Annotated in this window: 20 protein-coding genes; 12 read left to right on the top strand and 8 right to left on the bottom strand. The window is 63.1% G+C overall.

Annotated features, from left to right (window positions below; translation table 11 throughout):
- Positions 1 to 33: 33 nt before the first annotated feature.
- A complete protein-coding gene (locus tag PWG15_RS16150; protein ID WP_275024439.1) occupies positions 34 to 396 on the bottom strand; it encodes a nuclear transport factor 2 family protein in 363 nt (120 codons plus the stop codon).
- 155 nt (positions 397 to 551) lie between these two features.
- Between PWG15_RS16150 and xylA the strand changes: the two genes are divergently transcribed.
- The 4 genes from xylA to PWG15_RS16130 all read left to right on the top strand — a co-directional run bounded on the left by xylA (position 552) and on the right by PWG15_RS16130 (position 6,190).
- On the top strand, positions 552 to 1,862 hold the full coding sequence (gene xylA, locus PWG15_RS16145) for a xylose isomerase (RefSeq protein ID WP_275021525.1): 1,311 nt from the start codon (positions 552 to 554) through the stop codon (positions 1,860 to 1,862).
- Between the two features lie 291 nt (positions 1,863 to 2,153).
- Positions 2,154 to 3,206 (top strand): sugar phosphate isomerase/epimerase family protein, encoded by a 1,053-nt coding sequence (locus PWG15_RS16140; RefSeq protein WP_275021524.1) that lies wholly within the window; start codon positions 2,154 to 2,156, stop codon positions 3,204 to 3,206.
- A gap of 284 nt (positions 3,207 to 3,490) precedes the next feature.
- On the top strand, positions 3,491 to 4,672 hold the full coding sequence (locus tag PWG15_RS16135) for a Gfo/Idh/MocA family protein (RefSeq protein WP_275021523.1): 1,182 nt from the start codon (positions 3,491 to 3,493) through the stop codon (positions 4,670 to 4,672).
- 150 nt (positions 4,673 to 4,822) lie between these two features.
- The gene (locus PWG15_RS16130; protein ID WP_275021522.1) at positions 4,823 to 6,190 is read left to right on the top strand and encodes a GH1 family beta-glucosidase; all 1,368 of its coding nucleotides are present in this window, start codon (positions 4,823 to 4,825) and stop codon (positions 6,188 to 6,190) included.
- Positions 6,191 to 6,276: 86 nt separating this feature from the next.
- On the opposite strand, the gene PWG15_RS16125 is transcribed toward PWG15_RS16130, so the two are convergent.
- A complete protein-coding gene (locus PWG15_RS16125; protein ID WP_275021521.1) occupies positions 6,277 to 7,149 on the bottom strand; it encodes an NAD-dependent epimerase/dehydratase family protein in 873 nt (290 codons plus the stop codon).
- 424 nt (positions 7,150 to 7,573) lie between these two features.
- Here PWG15_RS16125 and PWG15_RS16120 point away from each other — a divergent pair, with 424 nt between their 5' ends.
- From PWG15_RS16120 to PWG15_RS16105, 4 genes are all read left to right on the top strand, one after another.
- A complete protein-coding gene (locus PWG15_RS16120; RefSeq protein ID WP_275021520.1) occupies positions 7,574 to 8,656 on the top strand; it encodes a methionine ABC transporter ATP-binding protein in 1,083 nt (360 codons plus the stop codon).
- Positions 8,646 to 9,311 carry a methionine ABC transporter permease gene (locus PWG15_RS16115; protein ID WP_275021519.1) on the top strand — a complete coding sequence of 222 codons (666 nt, stop codon included), beginning with the start codon at positions 8,646 to 8,648 and terminating at the stop codon, positions 9,309 to 9,311. Before PWG15_RS16120 ends, PWG15_RS16115 begins: the two co-directional genes overlap by 11 nt.
- Positions 9,312 to 9,349: 38 nt before the next feature.
- The gene (locus PWG15_RS16110) at positions 9,350 to 10,126 is read left to right on the top strand and encodes a MetQ/NlpA family ABC transporter substrate-binding protein (RefSeq protein WP_275021518.1); all 777 of its coding nucleotides are present in this window, start codon (positions 9,350 to 9,352) and stop codon (positions 10,124 to 10,126) included.
- Positions 10,127 to 10,235: 109 nt separating this feature from the next.
- Positions 10,236 to 10,643, top strand: a complete 408-nt coding sequence (locus PWG15_RS16105) for a GFA family protein (protein ID WP_275021517.1) — start codon at positions 10,236 to 10,238, stop codon at positions 10,641 to 10,643.
- 173 nt (positions 10,644 to 10,816) lie between these two features.
- Here PWG15_RS16105 and PWG15_RS16100 read toward each other — a convergent pair whose 3' ends face one another.
- From PWG15_RS16100 to PWG15_RS16090, 3 genes are all read right to left on the bottom strand, one after another.
- The gene (locus PWG15_RS16100) at positions 10,817 to 11,773 is read right to left on the bottom strand and encodes an oxygen-dependent tRNA uridine(34) hydroxylase TrhO (protein ID WP_275021516.1); all 957 of its coding nucleotides are present in this window, start codon (positions 11,771 to 11,773) and stop codon (positions 10,817 to 10,819) included.
- Positions 11,774 to 11,871: 98 nt separating this feature from the next.
- Positions 11,872 to 12,780 carry a CHAD domain-containing protein gene (locus tag PWG15_RS16095; protein WP_275021515.1) on the bottom strand — a complete coding sequence of 303 codons (909 nt, stop codon included), beginning with the start codon at positions 12,778 to 12,780 and terminating at the stop codon, positions 11,872 to 11,874.
- Entirely contained in the window at positions 12,777 to 13,250 is a 474-nt protein-coding gene (locus PWG15_RS16090) for a CYTH domain-containing protein (protein ID WP_275024438.1), read from the bottom strand. Before PWG15_RS16090 ends, PWG15_RS16095 begins: the two co-directional genes overlap by 4 nt.
- Positions 13,251 to 13,451: 201 nt before the next feature.
- On the opposite strand from PWG15_RS16090, the gene PWG15_RS16085 reads away from it, so the two are divergent.
- The 4 genes from PWG15_RS16085 to PWG15_RS16070 all read left to right on the top strand — a co-directional run bounded on the left by PWG15_RS16085 (position 13,452) and on the right by PWG15_RS16070 (position 16,082).
- A complete protein-coding gene (locus PWG15_RS16085; protein ID WP_104664632.1) occupies positions 13,452 to 14,090 on the top strand; it encodes a 2-dehydro-3-deoxy-phosphogluconate aldolase in 639 nt (212 codons plus the stop codon).
- A gap of 212 nt (positions 14,091 to 14,302) precedes the next feature.
- On the top strand, positions 14,303 to 15,016 hold the full coding sequence (locus tag PWG15_RS16080) for a tellurite resistance TerB family protein (protein WP_275021514.1): 714 nt from the start codon (positions 14,303 to 14,305) through the stop codon (positions 15,014 to 15,016).
- A gap of 122 nt (positions 15,017 to 15,138) precedes the next feature.
- Positions 15,139 to 15,834: a GNAT family N-acetyltransferase gene (locus PWG15_RS16075; RefSeq protein ID WP_275021512.1), complete on the top strand. Its 696-nt coding sequence runs from the start codon at positions 15,139 to 15,141 to the stop codon at positions 15,832 to 15,834.
- A 41-nt stretch (positions 15,835 to 15,875) separates the two neighbouring features.
- A complete protein-coding gene (locus PWG15_RS16070; protein WP_093233560.1) occupies positions 15,876 to 16,082 on the top strand; it encodes a hypothetical protein in 207 nt (68 codons plus the stop codon).
- Between the two features lie 28 nt (positions 16,083 to 16,110).
- Here PWG15_RS16070 and PWG15_RS16065 read toward each other — a convergent pair whose 3' ends face one another.
- The 3 genes from PWG15_RS16065 to PWG15_RS16055 form a co-directional block, all read right to left on the bottom strand.
- Positions 16,111 to 17,157 (bottom strand): nickel/cobalt transporter, encoded by a 1,047-nt coding sequence (locus tag PWG15_RS16065; RefSeq protein ID WP_275021509.1) that lies wholly within the window; start codon positions 17,155 to 17,157, stop codon positions 16,111 to 16,113.
- Positions 17,151 to 17,795, bottom strand: a complete 645-nt coding sequence (locus tag PWG15_RS16060; RefSeq protein WP_275021507.1) for a DUF1007 family protein — start codon at positions 17,793 to 17,795, stop codon at positions 17,151 to 17,153. The genes PWG15_RS16065 and PWG15_RS16060 overlap by 7 nt, the downstream gene beginning before the upstream one ends.
- 122 nt (positions 17,796 to 17,917) lie before the next feature.
- Positions 17,918 to 18,811, bottom strand: a complete 894-nt coding sequence (locus PWG15_RS16055; RefSeq protein ID WP_275021505.1) for a LysR family transcriptional regulator — start codon at positions 18,809 to 18,811, stop codon at positions 17,918 to 17,920.
- Positions 18,812 to 18,868: the final 57 nt, after the last annotated feature.

The raw sequence follows: 18,868 nt of genomic DNA, 5'->3' as shown, positions 1-18,868 counted from the left end.
CTGCACCGCAGATCCGGTTCGGGCACAGCCCGCTCAGCGGGCAGGTACCTTGTCGAGAAAGCCGGTGATCGACTTCAGCCGGCCGTTCTCGATTTCGCAGACGTCCGTGCCTTCGATAACCGACGGAACGCCCTCGGGGCCGAGCGCCCAGGAAAAACGGATCGTATCGGCATAGCCGTCGGCGGCACCCTTCAGGGTGAAACGAAAGCCGGGGAACTGGCCCTGGACACCCGCGATCAGCGCTTCGATGCCGGCGTGGCGGTCGCCCTGCATGATCGGATCGCAATAGCTGACGTCGGCAGTGAAGGTCTTCTCGATCAGGGCCACGCGGCTTGCTGCATCGGTGGCGTTCCAGGCGGCAATGTAGGCTTCGGCAATCGCGTTGAAGTCATGCATCGAAATGTTCCTTCTGTTTGGCGTTTCGATGCTTCCGATATCGCCGGTCGAGGGAATGAAACCAATTACCTTGCAGGTAATGGCCGCGCGTACCGCATGGGCGGCGCCGGCCGAAATCCATTCCATTCACATCATCCCTGAGAGGAGCCAAACCCGTGAGCACAGGATTTTTCGGCGATATCGCCAAGATCAAATATGAAGGGCCCGACAGCACCAATCCGCTGGCCTTTCGTCACTACAACAAGGACGAGATCGTTCTCGGCAAGCGCATGGAAGACCACCTGCGCTTTGCCGTCGCCTACTGGCACACCTTCGTCTGGCCGGGCGGCGACCCCTTCGGCGGCCAGACCTTCGAGCGCCCCTGGTTCAAGGACACGATGGACGCGGCGAAGCTGAAGGCCGACGTCGCCTTCGAATTCTTCGATCTGCTCGGCGTTCCCTTCTACTGCTTCCACGATGCCGACGTGCGCCCGGAAGGCCGGAGTTTTGCCGAGAACACCAAGAACCTCAACGAGATCGTCGATCACTTCGAGAAGAAGCAGGCCGAGACCGGCGTCAACCTGCTCTGGGGCACGGCAAACCTCTTCTCCAACCGCCGCTACATGTCGGGTGCGGCGACCAATCCGGACCCGGACGTCTTCGCCTTTGCCGCGGCGACGGTGAAGACCTGCCTCGACGCCACCAAGCGTCTCGGCGGCCAGAACTATGTGCTGTGGGGCGGACGCGAAGGCTACGAGACCCTGCTCAACACCGACATGAAGCGCGAGCTCGACCAGCTCGGCCGCTTCGTCAATCTCGTCGTCGAGTACAAGCACAAGATCGGCTTCAAGGGCGCGATCCTCATCGAGCCGAAGCCGCAGGAGCCGACCAAGCACCAGTACGACTATGACGTCGCGACGGTCTATGGCTTCCTGAAGAACTACGGCCTTGAGAACGAGGTGAAGGTCAACATCGAGCAGGGCCATGCGATCCTTGCCGGTCACTCGTTCGAGCATGAACTGGCACTTGCCAACGCGCTCGGCATCTTCGGCTCGATCGATATGAACCGCAACGACTACCAGTCCGGCTGGGATACCGACCAGTTCCCGAACAACGTGCCGGAAATGGCGCTCGCCTATTATCAGGTTCTCGCTGGCGGCGGCTTTAAGACCGGCGGCACCAACTTCGATGCCAAGCTGCGCCGTCAGTCGATCGATCCCGAGGACCTGTTGATCGGTCATATCGGCGGCATGGATTGCTGCGCGCGTGGCCTGAAGGCGGCGGCGAAGATGATCGAGGACAAGGCGCTCTCCGCCCCGCTCGATCAGCGCTATGCCGGCTGGCAGGTGCCGGAAGCCAAGAAGATGCTCGACGGCGGCTTCTCGCTCGAAGAGATCGAGGCCTGGGTGCTGAAGTCCGACCTCAACCCGCAGCCGAAGTCCGGCAAGCAGGAACTGCTCGAAAACGTCGTCAACCGCTACGTTTGACCACTCTTGCGCGTTTGCTCGTGCGGCGGCCCGGTTTTTCCGGGCCGCCGGTTTGCGGCGACTTCGGCGTGTCGGTGAGACTGGTGAGTCTGCAACATGAAATCGATTACAAATCTCTAGGGAATCTGTGCGTTCACCAGTTGCCCCCTATTAAAAATCTGCTAGCTTTGGCGCCTGCAACGTTTCAGGTCCACCAGTTTCGGTGAAATCAGGGTGATACGGTAATCCTTGACGCCGACTGTCCGGACGGCCGGCGTCAATTGCGGCCAACCCATCGGGAGGAAAATCGGGATGAAGACGATCAAGGGGCCAGGGCTCTTTCTTGCGCAGTTTGCCGGCGATGCGGCGCCGTTCAATTCCTGGGATGCGATCACCAAATGGGCGGCCGATTGCGGCTACAAGGGCGTGCAGGTCCCGAGCTGGGACGCGCGGCTGATCGACCTCAAGAAGGCGGCGACCTCCAAGACCTATTGCGATGAGTTTGCGGGTACTGCGCGCGACAACGGCGTCGAAGTGACCGAGCTTTCGACCCATCTGCAGGGCCAGCTCGTCGCCGTGCATCCGGCCTATGACGAAGCCTTCGATGGTTTCGCGGCACCCGAGGTGCGCGGCAATCCCAAGGCGCGGCAGGCCTGGGCGGTGGAGCAGGTGAAGCTGGCGCTGACCGCCTCGAAGAACCTCGGGCTGAACGCGATGGCGAGCTTCTCTGGCGCGCTTGCCTGGCCCTTCGTCTATCCCTGGCCGCAGCGGCCGGCCGGCCTTGTCGAGACCGCCTTTGACGAACTGGCGAAGCGCTGGAAGCCGATCCTCGATCATGCCGAGGAGAACGGCGTCGACATCTGCTACGAAATCCATCCGGGCGAAGACCTGCACGACGGCATCACCTACGAAATGTTCCTGGAGCGCACCGGCAACCATGCCCGCGCCTGCATGCTCTACGACCCCTCGCACTATGTGCTGCAGTGCCTCGACTATCTCGACAACATCGACATCTACAAGGACCGCATCCGGATGTTCCACGTCAAGGATGCCGAGTTCAACCCGACCGGCCGCCAGGGCGTCTACGGCGGCTACCAGGGCTGGGTCAGCCGGGCCGGGCGCTTCCGGTCATTGGGGGATGGCCAGGTGGATTTCGGTGCGGTGTTCTCGAAGATGGCCGCCAATGATTTCTCCGGCTGGGCCGTGGTCGAATGGGAATGCGCGCTGAAACATCCGGAAGATGGCGCGCGCGAGGGTGCCGACTTCGTCAAGCACCACATCATCCGCGTCACCGAAAAAGCCTTCGACGATTTCGCCGGCGGCGGCACCGACGAGGCGGCGAACCGGCGCATGCTGGGTATCTAGGATTGCCCGTCACACGGCTTTGGCCGGTTGCCCCTCTCCTCGGGTTTAACCCGAGGCCTAACCCTCTCCCCGTCAGGCGGGGAAAGGGTATGCGGACCACGGCTGGGCCCCGGATTGTTGAGGTCGGTGTTGCAGCGGCGATGGCAGGAGCGGATGCGGCACCTCCCTTCACCCCGCTCGCGGGGAGAAGGTGCCGGCAGGCGGATGAGGGGTAGTCCTCACCGCTAGTGATGAGGGGCGAAAGCCGCCACAACACGATACGAACGGAAACAGGGGAGAAGACAATGGCAATTGAAGGAACGAGCGAGAAGCGCGAGCGCCGCATCCGGCTCGGCATGGTGGGTGGCGGTTCGGGCGCCTTTATCGGCGCGGTGCACCGCATTGCCGCAAGGCTCGACGATCACTTTGAACTGGTGGCCGGCGCCCTGTCGTCGACGCCGGAGAAGGCGGAAAGCTCCGGCCGCGAGCTCGGGCTCGACCCGTCGCGTGTCTATTCCGATTTCAAGCAGATGGCGATCCGCGAGGCCAAGCTGAAGGACGGCATCGAGGCGGTCGCGATCGTCACGCCGAACCATGTGCATTATGCCGCCGCGAAGGAATTCCTGAAGCGCGGCATCCACGTCATCTGCGACAAGCCGCTGACCTCGACACTTGGCGATGCCAAGAAACTGAAGAAGGCGGCCGACGAGAGCGACGCGCTGTTCGTGCTGACCCACAACTACACCGGCTATCCGATGGTGCGGCAAGCACGCGCGATGGTCGAAAATGGCGAGATCGGCGCCGTGCGGCTGGTGCAGATGGAGTATCCGCAGGACTGGCTGACCGAAAATATCGAGCAGTCCGGCCAGAAGCAGGCGGCCTGGCGCACCGATCCGGCCCGTTCGGGTGCGGGCGGCTCGACCGGCGACATCGGCACGCATGCCTATAATCTCGGCGCCTTCGTCTCGGGCCTCGAACTGGAAGAGCTTTCGGCCGATCTCGACAGCTTCGTTCCGGGCCGTCAGCTCGACGACAATGCGCATGTGATGATGCGCTTCAAGACGAAGGGCGGCGAACGCGCCAAGGGGCTGCTCTGGTGCAGCCAGGTGGCGCCCGGTCACGAGAACGGCCTGATGGTGCGCGTCTACGGCACCAAGGGCGGGCTCGAATGGACGCAGAAGGATCCGAACTATCTCTGGTACACGCCGTTCGGCGAACCGAAGCGGCTGCTCACTCGGGCGGGGGCCGGCGCTGGCGCTGCTGCCAACCGTGTAAGCCGCGTGCCATCTGGCCATCCCGAAGGCTATCTCGAAGGCTTCGCCAACATCTACACCGAGGCGGCGCGCGCGATCTTTGCCAAGCGCAAGGGCGAAAAGGTCGATCCGGCCGTCACTTACCCGACCATTGACGACGGTATGAAGGGCATGGTCTTCGTCGATGCCTGCGTGCAGTCATCCAAACGAAATGGTGCCTGGGTAAAGGTGTAACCAACGGCCGGAACCGGCGAAGGGCGGGGGCTTTCCCGCCCTTTTTCGCGAGTTGACATTTGCCTGTGCGGCCTTAGGCCAGCCGGCGAAACACAAGAAGACAACGAGGTCCCGCTGGCAGCGGGGCCAGAACGAGACGAGACCAAAGCGATGACCGATCCCAAGATCCTGGCCCAGCGTTTCCCGGGCGATTTCGTATTCGGGGTGGCGACCGCCTCCTTCCAGATCGAAGGCGCCACCAAGGCCGACGGGCGCAAGCCGTCGATCTGGGACGCCTTTTCCAACATGCCGGGCCGCGTCTTCGGGCGGCACAACGGTGATGTCGCCTGCGACCACTACAACCGGCTGGACGAGGATCTGGACCTGATCAAGAGCCTCGGCGTCGATGCCTATCGTTTCTCGATCGCGTGGCCGCGCATCATCCCGGAGGGTACCGGGCCTATCAACGAAAAGGGCCTCGACTTCTACGACCGCCTCGTCGACGGGCTCAAGGCGCGCAACATCAGGGCCTATGCCACGCTCTACCATTGGGATCTGCCGCTGGCGCTGATGGGGGATGGCGGCTGGACGGCGCGCACGACGGCCTACGCCTTCCAGCGCTATGCCAAGACTGTGATCGCCCGTCTCGGTGACCGGCTCGACGCGGTCGCGACCTTCAACGAGCCGTGGTGCTCGGTCTGGCTCAGCCACCTCTACGGCATCCATGCGCCCGGCGAGCGCAACATGGATGCGGCCCTGCATGCGCTGCACTTCACCAATCTGGCGCATGGACTCGGCGTCGATGCGATCCGCTCAGAGCGACCGAATCTGCCTTCAGGTATCGTCATCAACGCCCACTCGGTCTATCCCGGCAGCAACAGCAAGGCCGACAAGGCGGCGGCTGATCGGGCCTTCGACTTCCACAACGGCGTCTTCTTCGGCCCGATCTTCAAGGGTGAATACCCCGAGAGCTTCATGAGTGCGCTTGGCCACCGCATGCCCGTGATCGAAGACGGCGACATGGAGACGATCTCCCGGCCGCTCGACTGGTGGGGCCTCAACTACTACACGCCGATGCGCGTCAGCGCCGATCCGAGCAAGGGTGCGGAATACCCGGGGACGGTCAACGCCAAGCCGGTGAGCGAGGTGAAGACGGATATCGGCTGGGAAGTCTATGCCCCGGCGCTCGGCAGTCTGGTCAAGACGCTCAACGCCAAGTACCAGCTGCCCGATTGCTACATCACCGAGAACGGCGCCTGCTACAACATGGGTGTTGAGAACGGCATCGTCGACGACCAGCCGCGGCTCGACTACATCGCCGACCACCTCGCAATCACCGCGGATCTGATCTCCGAGGGTTATCCGATGCGCGGCTATTTCGCCTGGAGCCTGATGGACAATTTCGAGTGGGCCGAAGGTTACAAGATGCGTTTCGGCATGGTGCATGTCGACTACGACACCCAGGTGCGGACGATCAAGAAAAGCGGTCAGTGGTACCAGGCGCTCGCGGAACAGTTTCCGAAGGGCAATCACGGTTGACGACAGGCGCGCGGTTTTAGCCCGGCCACACCAGGGACAACTCCGGGAGAAGCAGAGGCGTCTACCGAAGTTGTGCTACTCCAGGATCACCGGCGAACCGGCAGGACTTCCAGGCTCTGCCGGTCGAGCTGCGCCAGAACTTCCTTGAAGCCGTAGCGCGGCTTCCAATCGAGTTTTTCGATTGCGGCGCTGGGGTCGTAGACCCGGTCGATCGTTTCCGGCAGCGCCCAGCCGCGCTCGGCGAAGGCCTGCGACATCTTTGGTGCGCGTTCGCGCAGGAGGCTCGCGGCATCCTCCGCCAGACGACGGCAGTCGGTCGGAAGGAACGGCGTTTCCCCGGAGATGATGTAGCGCTGGAACGCTGGCCCGCCATTGTCGAGCGCCGCCACATGCGCGGCCGCGACATCGCGCGCATCGATGCCGCGGTGAAGGCGGTAGCTCGCGACCGTGTCCGCAGCCTCCGGGAAAGAGCGCGACATGCGCAGCACCCGCACGTGCAGGGCGCGATCGGCCGCGTTTTCGAGCAATGCTTCGGCCGCAAGTTTGGTGTGATGGTAGATGGTGTGCGGCTTCGGCGGTGTCTCTTCGGTAATCCACGCGCAGCCTCCTTCTGTGACCGCATGGCCATAGAGCGCCGTGGTGCTGGTGAAGACGATGCGGCCGACGCCGGCAGCCTGCGCCGCGGCGATCACGAGATGGGTGCCCATTACATTGACGCGCTCGAACTCCTGGTCGGCCACCGCTTCGACATGCGGTGCATGCAGCGCTGCCGTATGGATCACCGCATCCGCGCCCTCCATGGCACGTTCCAGCAGTTCGCCGTCAACGAGATCGCCGACGACAGCCGTCGTGCCGAAGGGCGCCCGATCGATGCCGATGACGTCGTGATCGGCAGCGGCGAGCGCGTTGTAGATCGCCCGGCCGATGCGGCCCGAGCTTCCGGTCAAGACGATGCGCATTTTCTACCTCGTAACCCGTGGATCCTCGCCCGTTATCATGAAACGTCTGCGGGCGCAGTCCGTCTCGATGAGGATATCCAAGGTGGTGGCGCCGGGATGTGGCACTTCTCAGGCGGGCCGCAGCAAAAGAGCATGGTTTTGCCGCTCGGCAGCATATTCAGGAATATCATGCCTGTGAAATCCGCTGCCAGTTCTCCATAAGAGCCGTAGATTATGTCGCATGCGGGCCATGCGACGCCAAAGTTGAACTGACTGGTTGCTTGATGTTAGAGAAGTGCTCCCTGTTCCGAATGCGTTGTCGAATGTCGGCCTGACCGGACACGCGTTCCATCCCGGCTTGCCCGGGATCATGAGTTTTGAACATTCCGAGAGCACCTATGTACCCGCACAATTCGACCGCGCCTCTTCCGGGGGTCTCCGAACGATGAGCGTTTCCGCCCAAAGCGCCGCGCCACCCGCTGACGCGGCCGTCGCCTTCGACGGCGTTTCCAAGCACTTTCCCGCCTCTGGCCAGAGCGGCGCTTTCACCGCGCTCGACAAGGTCTCGCTGACCGTCGACCGCGGCTCGATCACCGGCATCATCGGCCGCTCCGGCGCCGGCAAGTCGACGCTGATCCGGCTGGTCAACGGGCTGGAAAAGCCGAGCAGCGGCAAGGTCCTGGTCGACGGCGTCGATGTCGGCGCGCTCGACGAGGCGGCGCTGCGCGGGCTTCGCCGCAAGGTCGGCATGATCTTCCAGCATTTCAACCTGCTCTCCTCGCGCACCGTGTTCGGCAACGTCGCCCTGCCGCTCGAAATCGCAGGCATGGACAAGCGCGCCATCGAGCAGCGCATCCGGCCGCTGCTCGATCTCGTCGGCCTCGCCGACAAGCACGCGCGTTATCCGGCCGAACTTTCCGGTGGCCAGAAGCAGCGCATCGGCATCGCCCGCGCACTTGCGACCGAGCCGAAGCTCTTGCTTTCCGACGAGGCGACCTCGGCGCTCGACCCGGAAACGACGCAGTCGATCCTCGAACTGTTGAAGCGCATCAATGCCGAACTCGGCTTGACGGTGCTGCTCATCACCCACGAGATGGAAGTGGTGAAGGCTGTGACCTCGGATGTGGCTGTCATCGACCATGGCCGCATCGTCGAGCGGGGCCACACCTTCGACGTCTTCACCCATCCGAAGCACGAGACGACGCGGGCGTTGCTGTCGGGCCTGCCGGGCTCCAAGCTTCCCGACGCTGTGTCGCGGGCGCTGAAACCGCAGCCGGCCGCCGGCGATCGCGCCGTGGTGCGGCTTACCTTCTTTGGTGCGGCAGCCGAAAAGCCGCTGATCTCGCAGCTGATCAAGTCGGTCGGTGCCGAGGTCAATATCATCGCCGGCACGATCGACGAGATCGGCGGCGCGCCCTATGGCTCGCTGGTCGTCGCCTATGGTGCGGACGCCGAGACCTCCGGTCGTGCCGAACGCTTCTTTGCGGAAAACGGCCTGGTTACGGAGGTGCTCGGTTATGTCGCCTGATATTCTGCTGCGCATCGCTGGCGCCACCGTCGACACCATCTACATGGTCGCGATCGCCGGCCTGATCGGCTCGCTGATCGGGCTTCCGATCGGCATCTTCCTTGCAACCAGCGGCAAGGGCGAACTCTTCCCGGCGCCGACGATCAACCGCATCGTCGGGCTGATCGTCAACGCCACGCGCTCGACGCCGTTCATCATCCTCGTCGTCGCCATCATTCCTTTCACCCGACTTTTGACCGGCACGTCGATCGGCACCAAGGCGGCGATCGTGCCTTTGACGATCGCGACCATTCCCTTTGTCGCCCGTCTGGTGGAAGCGGCGATCCGCGAGATCGACAAGGGCCTGATCGAGGCGGCGCGCGCCATGGGCGCGACCCCGATGCAAATCGTCTTCAAGGTGCTGCTCGCCGAAGCGCGGCCGGCGCTGACTTTGGCGCTCACCATGACCGCCGTCAGCCTCATCGGCTATTCGGCGATGGTCGGTGCCGTCGGCGGCGGCGGGCTTGGCGACCTCGGCATCCGCTACGGCTACCAGCGTTTCATGCCCGACGTGATGCTCGTCGTCGTCGTCGTGCTGATCGTGCTGGTGCAACTCGTCCAGAGCGCCGGCGACGGCCTGGCGCGACGCTTCGACAAGAAGAACCGCAAGACCTGATTTCCTCCCAAGACTTGAACGTGAACAAGGAGACATCCATGAAGAAGCTCATCATCGCGGCGGCGATTGCCGCTCTTACCGCCGGCACGGCGCTTGCCGAAACCATCAAGGTCGGCGTCACCCCGGGCGAACACGCCCAGATCATGGAGAAGGTGAAGGAAGTCGCAGCCCCCAAGGGTCTCGACATCGAGATCCTCGAATTCTCCGACTACGTTGTTCCGAACCAGGCTCTGGCCGATGGTGACCTCAACGCCAACTCGTTCCAGCACCAGCCCTATCTCGACAACCAGATCGCCGATCGCGGCTTCGAGATCGTCAGCGTCGGCACCACCATCACGACGCCGATGGGCGTCTATTCGCAAAAGGTGAAGAGCCTCGACGAACTTCAGGACGGCGCGACGATCGCCATCCCGAACGACCCGACCAACGGCGGTCGCGCATTGCTCGTTCTCGCCTCCAAGGGCCTGATCAAGGTCAAGGAAGAGGCTGGTCTCAAGGTTACCCCGGCAGACATCACCGAGAACCCGAAGAACATCACCTTTGCCGAGCTCGATGCCGCCCAGCTGCCGCGCTCGCTGCAGGACGTCGATGCCGCTGTCATCAACACCAATTATGCGATGGAAGCCGGCCTGCACCCGAAGAAGGACGCGATCGCGATCGAAGGCGAGAAGTCGCCCTATGCCAACGTCATTGCCGTGCGCGAGGCCGACAAGGATGCGCCGTGGGTGAAGACGCTGGTCGAATCCTACCACGACGAAAAGGTGAAGGCCTTCATCAACGACACCTTCAAGGGTGCGCTGATCCCGAGCTGGTAAGCTTTTCTGAAAGGGAAGACGGACCGCGCGCTGCAATTGCGGCGCGCGGTTTTTCTTTGACCGCAAAGCACGCTTGGTTATCCTCCTGAAGCTTCGAGGAGAACGGACCATGAGTGTCATGAAGGGCGGATGTCTCTGCGGCGCGATCCGCTACGAGGCAAAAGGGCAGCCGCTTTATTCCGGTTTTTGCCATTGCCGCGATTGTCAGCGTGCAACTGGAACCGGCCATTGCTGCTACATGATCCTTGACCGGGCCGATGTAACGATGTCAGGCACATGCCGCGGCTACGAGACGCGCGCCGAAAACGGCAATTCCTCGATCCGCTATTTTTGCGAAACCTGCGGCAGCCAGGTCTACGGCTCCGGCCCGCCGGACGATCCACGCCTGTCGATCTATGCCGGCACGCTCGACGATCCCTCGGTGTTTGAGCCCACCGACGCGATCTTCACCCGCAGCCGGCACGAATGGGACCGCAGCGCATTGGCGCTAGAGGAGTGCGAGGCGTTGCCGGGCTAGGCGGGTTGCGATCGTGAGCGGGCCTGCTTGAAAGCGGCGGTCCAAACGTCGGAGCTTGATCTGTAGATGGGGGCGGTCCGGCAGATCCCCTTCGCCCCGAGTGCGGGGAGAAGGTGCCGGCAGGCGGATGCGGGGGCCTCACCACGCGGACGAGGGGCCTTTCCGCGAGAAGGTCAGCTGCCGAGGTGGCGTTCGCCGCGCTTCCTGGCGAGATCGATCTGCTTCTGGCGCTGGCGGTAGCGCTCGCGGTCCTCGTCGGTGCGGACCTCGTAGCAGTGGATGCAGGAGACGCCGTCCTCGTGGTGCGGTGAGGCGAGGTCGGCCTTGGTCAGCGGCTGGCGGCAGGCATGGCAGAGCGTGTGCTCGCCTTCCGCAAGGCCATGGGTGACGGAGACGCGGTCGTCGAAGACGAAGCAGGCGCCCTCCCACAGGCTTTCTTCCTGCGGCACGTCCTCGAGATACTTCAGGATGCCGCCCTTGAGGTGATAGACCTCGTCGAAGCCCTGCTCCTTCATGAAGGCGGTCGCCTTCTCGCAGCGGATGCCGCCGGTGCAGTACATGGCGATCTTCGGCTTGTTGTGCAGGCCGGTATTGTTGCGCACCCAATCCGGGAACTCGCGGAAGGTTTTGGTCTGCGGATCGACCGCGCCCTTGAAGATGCCGATCGCCGTCTCGTAATCGTTGCGCGTATCGATGACGATCGTATCGGGATCGGAGATCAGCGCGTTCCAATTCCTCGGCTCGACATAGGTGCCGACGATCTTGTTGGGGTCGATGTTCTCGACGCCCATGGTGACGATTTCCTTTTTCAGCCGCACTTTCATGCGCAGGAACGGCATCGAGGACGCCCGGCTTTCCTTGTGCTCCAAGGCTCCAAGCTCCGGTTGCGCTCGCAGGAAGGCAAGCACCGTAGCGATGCCGGCATCGGTGCCGGCGATCGTGCCGTTGATGCCCTCATGGGCGAGCAGCAGCGTGCCCTTGACACCGTTTTCGTCGCAGACAGCCTGCAGCAGTTCGCGGAATCCGGCGAAGCGCGGGAAGCTTGCGAAATGATAGAGCGCGGCGACCAGAAACTGGCCGTGGGTCTCACCATGGGTCTCAGGGCGCGGGGTCGTGGAAATGTCGGTCATGGCCGGTGCAAATACAGGTTTCGCGCCGCAAGCGCAATCACAGCAGGCGCGAGAGGGCACTCTGTCGCGCTTTGGGCGGATCGGTCGGGGTGGCCGTGCTAGTGCACGGCCTTGAGCCAGAGCAGCCGGATCGTCCGGCTCTCGTCGTCCGGCTGCTCCTGGAAGACGGTTGCTGCGAGGCTCAAGACGTCCTCGCGCAGGGTTTGCTGCCGGGCGATAACTGCGGCGATGAGGTGGGCCTGGTCCTGGCTGTTGCCGGCGAGGCCCGGCTCCTCGTTGATCAACTGGGTCAAGACGGCGAGGTCGTTGAGGTGACCGAGCGCGTCGACCAGCATCTTGGTCTCGTTTCGCTTGGCCTGCATGGCGGACGGCCAGAGCTCGCGCATAAGCCCGAGATGCATGCGGTAGTCCTGCGCGCGCTTGCGCAATTCGTGGAAGGGATACGCCTCCGTGCTCGATCCGCAGGCCTCCCTGGCGCGGGCGGCGCGCCTGAGTGTCCGTCGCCAGCCTTTCGTCAGCCGGGCCACCGTCTTGCTGCGTCGATCGTCGAAAGATATGTGGGCCAGTGCCTGCAGCGCCTGCTCGCAATTGACGATGGTGCCGGCGACGCGATCCTCGATATCGGTCTCGACGGCGGCGATGCGGTCGCGGCGGGTCGTCAGCCGTTCGCAGACATGGGTGAGGGCTCGTTCTTCCTCCTCGTTGCAAGCCGCCGCCTTGAGGTAATGGGCGTTTTCAACGAGAGCGGCGGCATCGCGGACGATCGAAAGATTGCGGGCCATGTCGCGAATGCGCGCATTTTCGTGCTTCTGGAATTGCGGCGCGTCGGCGGCGACGAGCCGATAGAGCGAACGCAGGCGCTTGAAGTTCTTGCGCGCCTCATGGATGGCCTCGTGGAGGCCCTGAGGGCGGTCTTCGAGGGTCATGACCGCCTGCGTGAGCTGTTCGGCGGCAATGGCGCGGAAGTCGTCGGTGAACGGCCGTCCGGGCCGGAAGGCGTAAGTCATGATTGGGGTTCCATCAGCCCCTCTGTGGCAAGCGCCTGGTTGGAGTAGCGCCGGTCGCCGGTGACTTCGCGGCCGATCCAACCGGGCAGTGCCGGCATGTCCGACTCTCGTTTCATCTCCACTTCGGCGACAATCAGGCCCTTGAGCGCGCCTTGGTAGACATCCACTTCCCAGACGAAGCCCTTGTGCGGCACCCGGTAACGCCGTTTTTCGATGACGATCCCGACCGCCTGCGTCAGCATCTCGCGCGCGTCATCGAGCGGCAGGTCGTATTCATACTCGTTTCTGACGAGCGCTGACTTGCCGATCTTGATGGTGAGGCGCGCCCACTTGTTGCCGTGGATACGCACGCGCAGCGAGCGGTCGTCCATGGTCACGACATAGGCTTGCCTGAGGTCAATGCCCTTGTCCGCATGCTCTTGCCACCCGTCGGAAGCGACCAGAAACTTGCGTTCTATTTCCTTCGCCATGGATAATCCGCCATTCGAGAGGCTCGCCTTCATCAAACTATCTCTTTCGCGCGAAGGCTCAAGGCATCTCTTTGTTGCAGGTGGTATTTTACCGTTCGCTTACATGAGAATGCCGCACACTTGCGCCCGTGGGTCTCGACAACCGGTGGCCGGCGGAGTATGCGGAGGGCATATTCAATCGTTTTAAAAAGGACGATCGGCATGAGCGCGAAATCCGACAGGCTTCTTTCCACCCTCAAACTGGCGCCGGTCGTTCCGGTGCTGGTGATCGACGACGTGGCAACCGCCGTACCACTGGCGCGCGCGCTCGTTGCCGGCGGGTTGAAGGCGATCGAGATCACCCTGCGCACGCCGGCAGCGCTCGAAGCGATCCGCGCCGTTGCCAACGAAGTCGAAGGCGCTGTCGCCGGTGCAGGCACCATCCTCAATGCCGCGCAGTTCGAGGCGGCCGTCGAGGCGGGCTCGAAGTTCATCGTCAGCCCCGGCACGACACAGGAACTGATCGACGTTGCCAACGACCACGACGTTCCGCTTCTGCCGGGTGCCGCGACGGCCAGCGAAGTCATGGGCCTGCGCGAAGAGGGCTACGACGTCATGAAGTTCTTCCCGGCGGAACAGGCCGGCGGTGCCGCCTATCTGAAGTCGCTGTCCTCGCCGCTTGCCGGCACACTTTTCTGCCCGACCGGCGGCATTTCGCTTTCCAATGCGCGCGACTATCTGACGCTGCCCAACGTCGTTTGCGTCGGCGGCTCCTGGGTCGCACCGAAGGAACTGGTTGCCAAGGGTGATTGGGCCGGCATCACCAAGCTTGCAGCCGAAGCCTTCACGCTCAAAGGCTGAGCAGGGCGCATCGCTTTCTGCATTTGAAGGCCGGGCGAAAGCCCGGCCTTTTTCGTCGGTCACGCCGCTCCTTGTTGGCGACACGCCTCTGGCGCGAATTTGTATTTCCCCTGCAACGTTCCTATGTCTCAATCCAATCGACGGCGCGAGCGCGGGCGGCGCTCCGTTTCGTTTGACCTCAACCGCCTGGAACCGACAAGGAGCGAAACCCGATGTTCGACGCGAAGAAATTGCTGGATCAGTTTCTGGGATCGCAGGTGCCCGGTGCCGGCGGCACGGTGCGCGATCGCGCGACCCAGGCGACGCAGCTTGCCAAGGACAATCCGCTGGCAACCGGCGCCATCGCCGCGGTCCTGCTCGGCACCAAGTCCGGCCGCCAGCTGGCCGGCAATGCCGCCGTGCTCGGCGGCCTCGCGGCCATCGCGGGCCTCGGCTACCAGGCCTACAAGAACTATCAGGCTGGAAACACGCCCGGCGGCGCGACGGTCGCCAAGGGCGAACCGGAACTGCTGCCGCCGCCGGCCGACTCCGGCTTCGCATCTGCGCCGGAGGCCGTCAGCCACGATTTTGCGCTGACGCTGGTGCGGGCGATGATCGCAGCCTCGCGGGCCGATGGCCATATCGATGAAACCGAGCGTCAGCACATCATGGAGAAGCTGTCGGTCGCCGGCCTCTCGGCCGATGCTACCGCCTTCCTCGAAAGCGAGCTTGCGAACCCTGTCGATATCGACGCGATCGTTGGTGCTGCAAGGACGGAAGAGGAGCGCGTCGAGGTCTATACCGCATCGCGCCTGACGATCGAGCCGGAGACGCGTGCGGAGCGGGGCTATCTCGACCTGCTGGCCGGCCGCCTCGGCCTTCCGGATGCGCTGGTCGATCACATCGAAGCGACGGTCTCTTCCGCCAAGATGCCGGCTTCGGCCTAGCATCTGGGGCTGACGCTCATGGGTGCATCACCGGTTTGAACTGAGTTCATAACCAGTTTGAATTTGTGTCGGCCGCCGCTCTGGCCTATTGCGAAGGGCAAGGGGTAAAGGAGGAGCGGCCGATGCGTGATCTGAAGAACTGGAAAGGATGCCCGGCGCCGAAGGGCGTCGCGCTCGAAGGGCGCTTCGTCAAGCTTGAGCCCTATGAGCGGGACCGGCATCTGCAGGACCTCTGGGACGGTCTCGGCGGCATGGCGATCAATCCGCTGCTCAAGTATTTCACACAGCCGGATTTCGGAGACATTGAAGGTTTTGATACCTGGCTGACGGCGGCGCAGGAGAAATCCGGCTGGGTCACCGAGGTCTTCCGCGACAAGGCGACGGGTATCGTCGTCGGCATGGCCAACTATATGCGCGCCGATCCGGCCAACGGCGTCGTCGAGGTTGGGGCTGTTGCTCACGGCGCCGCCATGGCGCGCTCGCCGCTCTCGACCGAAGTCCATTACCTGATGGCGAAACACGTCTTCGAGGATCTCGGCTATCGCCGCTACGAATGGAAATGCCACAGCGAGAACATGGCAAGCCGCAACACCGCGGCGCGCCTCGGCTTTACCTTCGAGGGCATTTTCCGCCAGCATATGATCTCCAAGGGCGAAAACCGCGACACGGCCTGGTTCTCGATGATCGACAGCGAATGGCCGCTGCTCAATGCCGCATTCGAATCCTGGCTCGCAGCTGATAATTTCGATGAGGATGGTCGCCAGAAGCGGCGGCTTGAAGATATACGTGCGGACTTGGAGCGGAAGGCGCCCAAGTAAGCGCCTGACGTTCGGTCGCACCAGACAACAGCAGGGAAGTCATGCAGAACAAGGAAAAGTCACCGGCGATCGCCGCTGCGATCATTCTCGTCGTCGCCGGCCTCGGCTTCTTCGTGCTGCCGTCGATCATGCTGAAACTTGGCGACATCTCGCCCTGGCTTGCCGCCGCGTTCGGCGTGATCTTCGTGCTGGCCTTCTTCCTGCTGTTCTGGCTGAGAGCCCGCTACCAGCGCAAGCGCGGGCTTTGACGATAGCTTGTTGCCAGAGCCGCGAGCGTCAGCTCTGCAGTGCCGCGCCGAGAAGAACCAGTCCGAGCAACAGAACCAGGGCTGCACCGGCGATCTCGATGCCGTTCGAGATCCGGGCAGCGGCAGAGCCGCTTGAGGCGTAGCGGAGCGCAACGCCCTTGGCCGTGACGGCCATGGTCGCGAGGATCGAGACTGTGATCGCAGTGCCGATCGACATGGCGAAGACGGAGAGCACGCCGCCGAGATAGAGTCCGTTCAGAAGCGCGAAGGAAAGCACGATGAGCGCGCCGGAGCAGGGCCGCAGGCCGACGGCGATAACGGCCGACCAGGCTTCCCGCAGCGCGAAACGGTCGCCCTTCAACATCGACGGATCGGGGGCGTGCGCATGCCCGCAGCTCGCGCAGACTTCGCCCGGACCATGGCTGTGCCCGTGGTGCGCGCCGTGGTCGTGGTGATGATGGAGATCGTGATGATGGTCGTGCGCGACATGGACATGACCGCCACCCGCGACTGAGGCGACGGCGACGGGGCGCAGCATCGACCGCAGCTTGCGCAGCAGCAGCCATCCGCCGAAAGCGGCGATGAGCGCGTAGCTGGCGATTTCCAGCCAGCGCGTCGCAGTGGTCATGTTGATCGACGAACCGCGCAGCAGCAGATAGACGGCGCCGATCAGAAGGATCGCGACGATCCCCTGCAGGATCGACGAGAGGAACGACAACATCACACCGCGTTTCAGTTCCGTCTCGTTGGCGATCATGTAGGAAGAGATGACCGCCTTGCCATGACCGGGGCCTGCGGCGTGAAGGACACCGTAGGTGAAGGAGAGCCCGACCAGCGACCAGAGCTGCCAAGGGTTGTCGCGCATGCCTTTCAGCGCGTTGGTCATCAGGCGGTAGAAGCCCTGCTGCTCCATGTTCACCCAGGCGAAGAAGCCGCCGAGGAAACCGGTCGTCTTGAATGCAGGCTCGGCAGTGCCGATGCCGAGTGGTGACTGGGCCGCGGCAAGGGTTGCGGAGAGCGCCGTGACGATGAGCGCCGCCGTGACCAGACGTCCGATCCTGCGGGGGTTCAGCATGTGATCTCTATCCTGGTTGCGAAGAGCTTCGACATGTCCGTGCCGGTCGGATCGCTCCAGAAGGCATCGGTCAGTGTATCCTTGTTCTCGGCGAGAACCTCGTCGGGATCCGGGCGGACGACCTTGTGTTCACAGGCGTTGATCTTGTCGCCGACGACGGTCAGGTCGTCATCCGTGGCGAAATCCATCGCCGTGTACATGGTCGGATCGTAGACGCCGAAGGAGAGCTTGCCCTTGAGTGGCATCGGCTCGGCCGGCTTGACGGCGAAGATCATCAAGAGCTGCCCGTCCTTGTAGTCGACGGTGATGTGCTCCGGCTTGTTGACCTTGATGGTTTTACCATTGTCGAGAATCGTCGTGTAGTAATTGTACTCCGAGAGCGATTCCAGCACGGTCTGGCCAACTTCCGCCAGTTCGTCCGGATCGAGCGTCGCGTTCGAGTTCTTGTCGAAATCGAGCACAACGCTCGACGAAAACAGCTCGTCGAAGCGCCAGACGTTGCGGAGTTCGCTGATTTCGGCCTTGTCGTCGGAGACTACCTCGAGCCGCGCTTCCGCGAAGATATGCGGATGGGCGAAGGCCAGCGATGGCGCAAGCAGGGTGGCAAGGCCGGCCATGACGAGGCGCTTGATTCTCATGAGGCGGCAATCCTTTCGGCGGGGCGATCTCCCGCGATTCGTTTCCGGGAATGTACCGGAAATGGGACGGAATTGGGACTTGGTCGACCTCGGCGCGGCTCGCTTCGGCTGTTCCCTGGTTATCAGCGCGGCTTTCGGAACCAGGCATGCAGGAAATCGACAAGGGTCCGGACCTTGGCCGGCAGATAGCGACGATGCGGATAGATCGCATAGATGCCGCGGTCGCGCGGCAGGAAATCGTCAAACATCGTCACGAGTTCTCCAGCCGCGATCTTCGGCCGGGCGATGAAATCGGGAATGACCGCGACGCCCATGCCGGAGACGGCAGCCCGGAGTGCTGCAAGCGGACTGTTGACTTCGATCGGGCCGCTGACGGGAACGGTGAAGGCCGAGCCGTCGGGCTCGACGAAGCGCCAGTTGGAATAGGAACGGCCATTGGTGTCGAGAATGCAGGGGATCTTGGATAGGTCGGTCGGGTGTTCGATCGGACCGGATTTCTCCAGGAACTCCGGCGCGGCGCAAATCAGGACCTGGAAGTCGTCGAGCTTGCGGGCGATCAGCGTCGAATCCTCCAGCCGGGTGATGCGGATGGCGACGTCGAAGCCTTCCTCGACGAGATCGACGAAGCGGTCGTCGGAGACGATCTCGAGCGAGAGCTCCGGGTGCTGTTTGCCGAAATCCACGAGCGACTGGCCGATTTCGGCATCGACGAAGGTGCGCGGCGCCGTGATCCGCAGCCGTCCTTTCAGGTCGGAATTGTTGGCGCGCACGAGATCGGCAAGGTTGTCGATCTCCTTCAGGATTTCCGAGGCTGTGCGATAATAGGTATGGCCGGCTTCGGTCAGCGAGAACTGCCGCGTGGTGCGGTTGAGCAGCAGCGCACCGAGCTCGTCTTCGAGTTCGCGCACATACTTCGACAGCAGCGCCTTCGACTTGCCGACGCGCCTGGCGGCGGCAGAGAACCCCTCGGCGTCCACGACGTCGATGAAGGCGCGGATGCGGGTGAGTGTGTCCATGGCATTCTTCTTTCGTGCTCTCGATCGCGCTCAGCCGATTCGCTGCGAACGCCTCTT

Source organism: Ensifer adhaerens (genome assembly GCF_028993555.1).
Lineage (GTDB): Bacteria > Pseudomonadota > Alphaproteobacteria > Rhizobiales > Rhizobiaceae > Ensifer > Ensifer adhaerens_I.
Note: the sequence above shows the minus strand (reverse complement) of the source record. Positions and strands in the feature narration are given on the sequence as shown.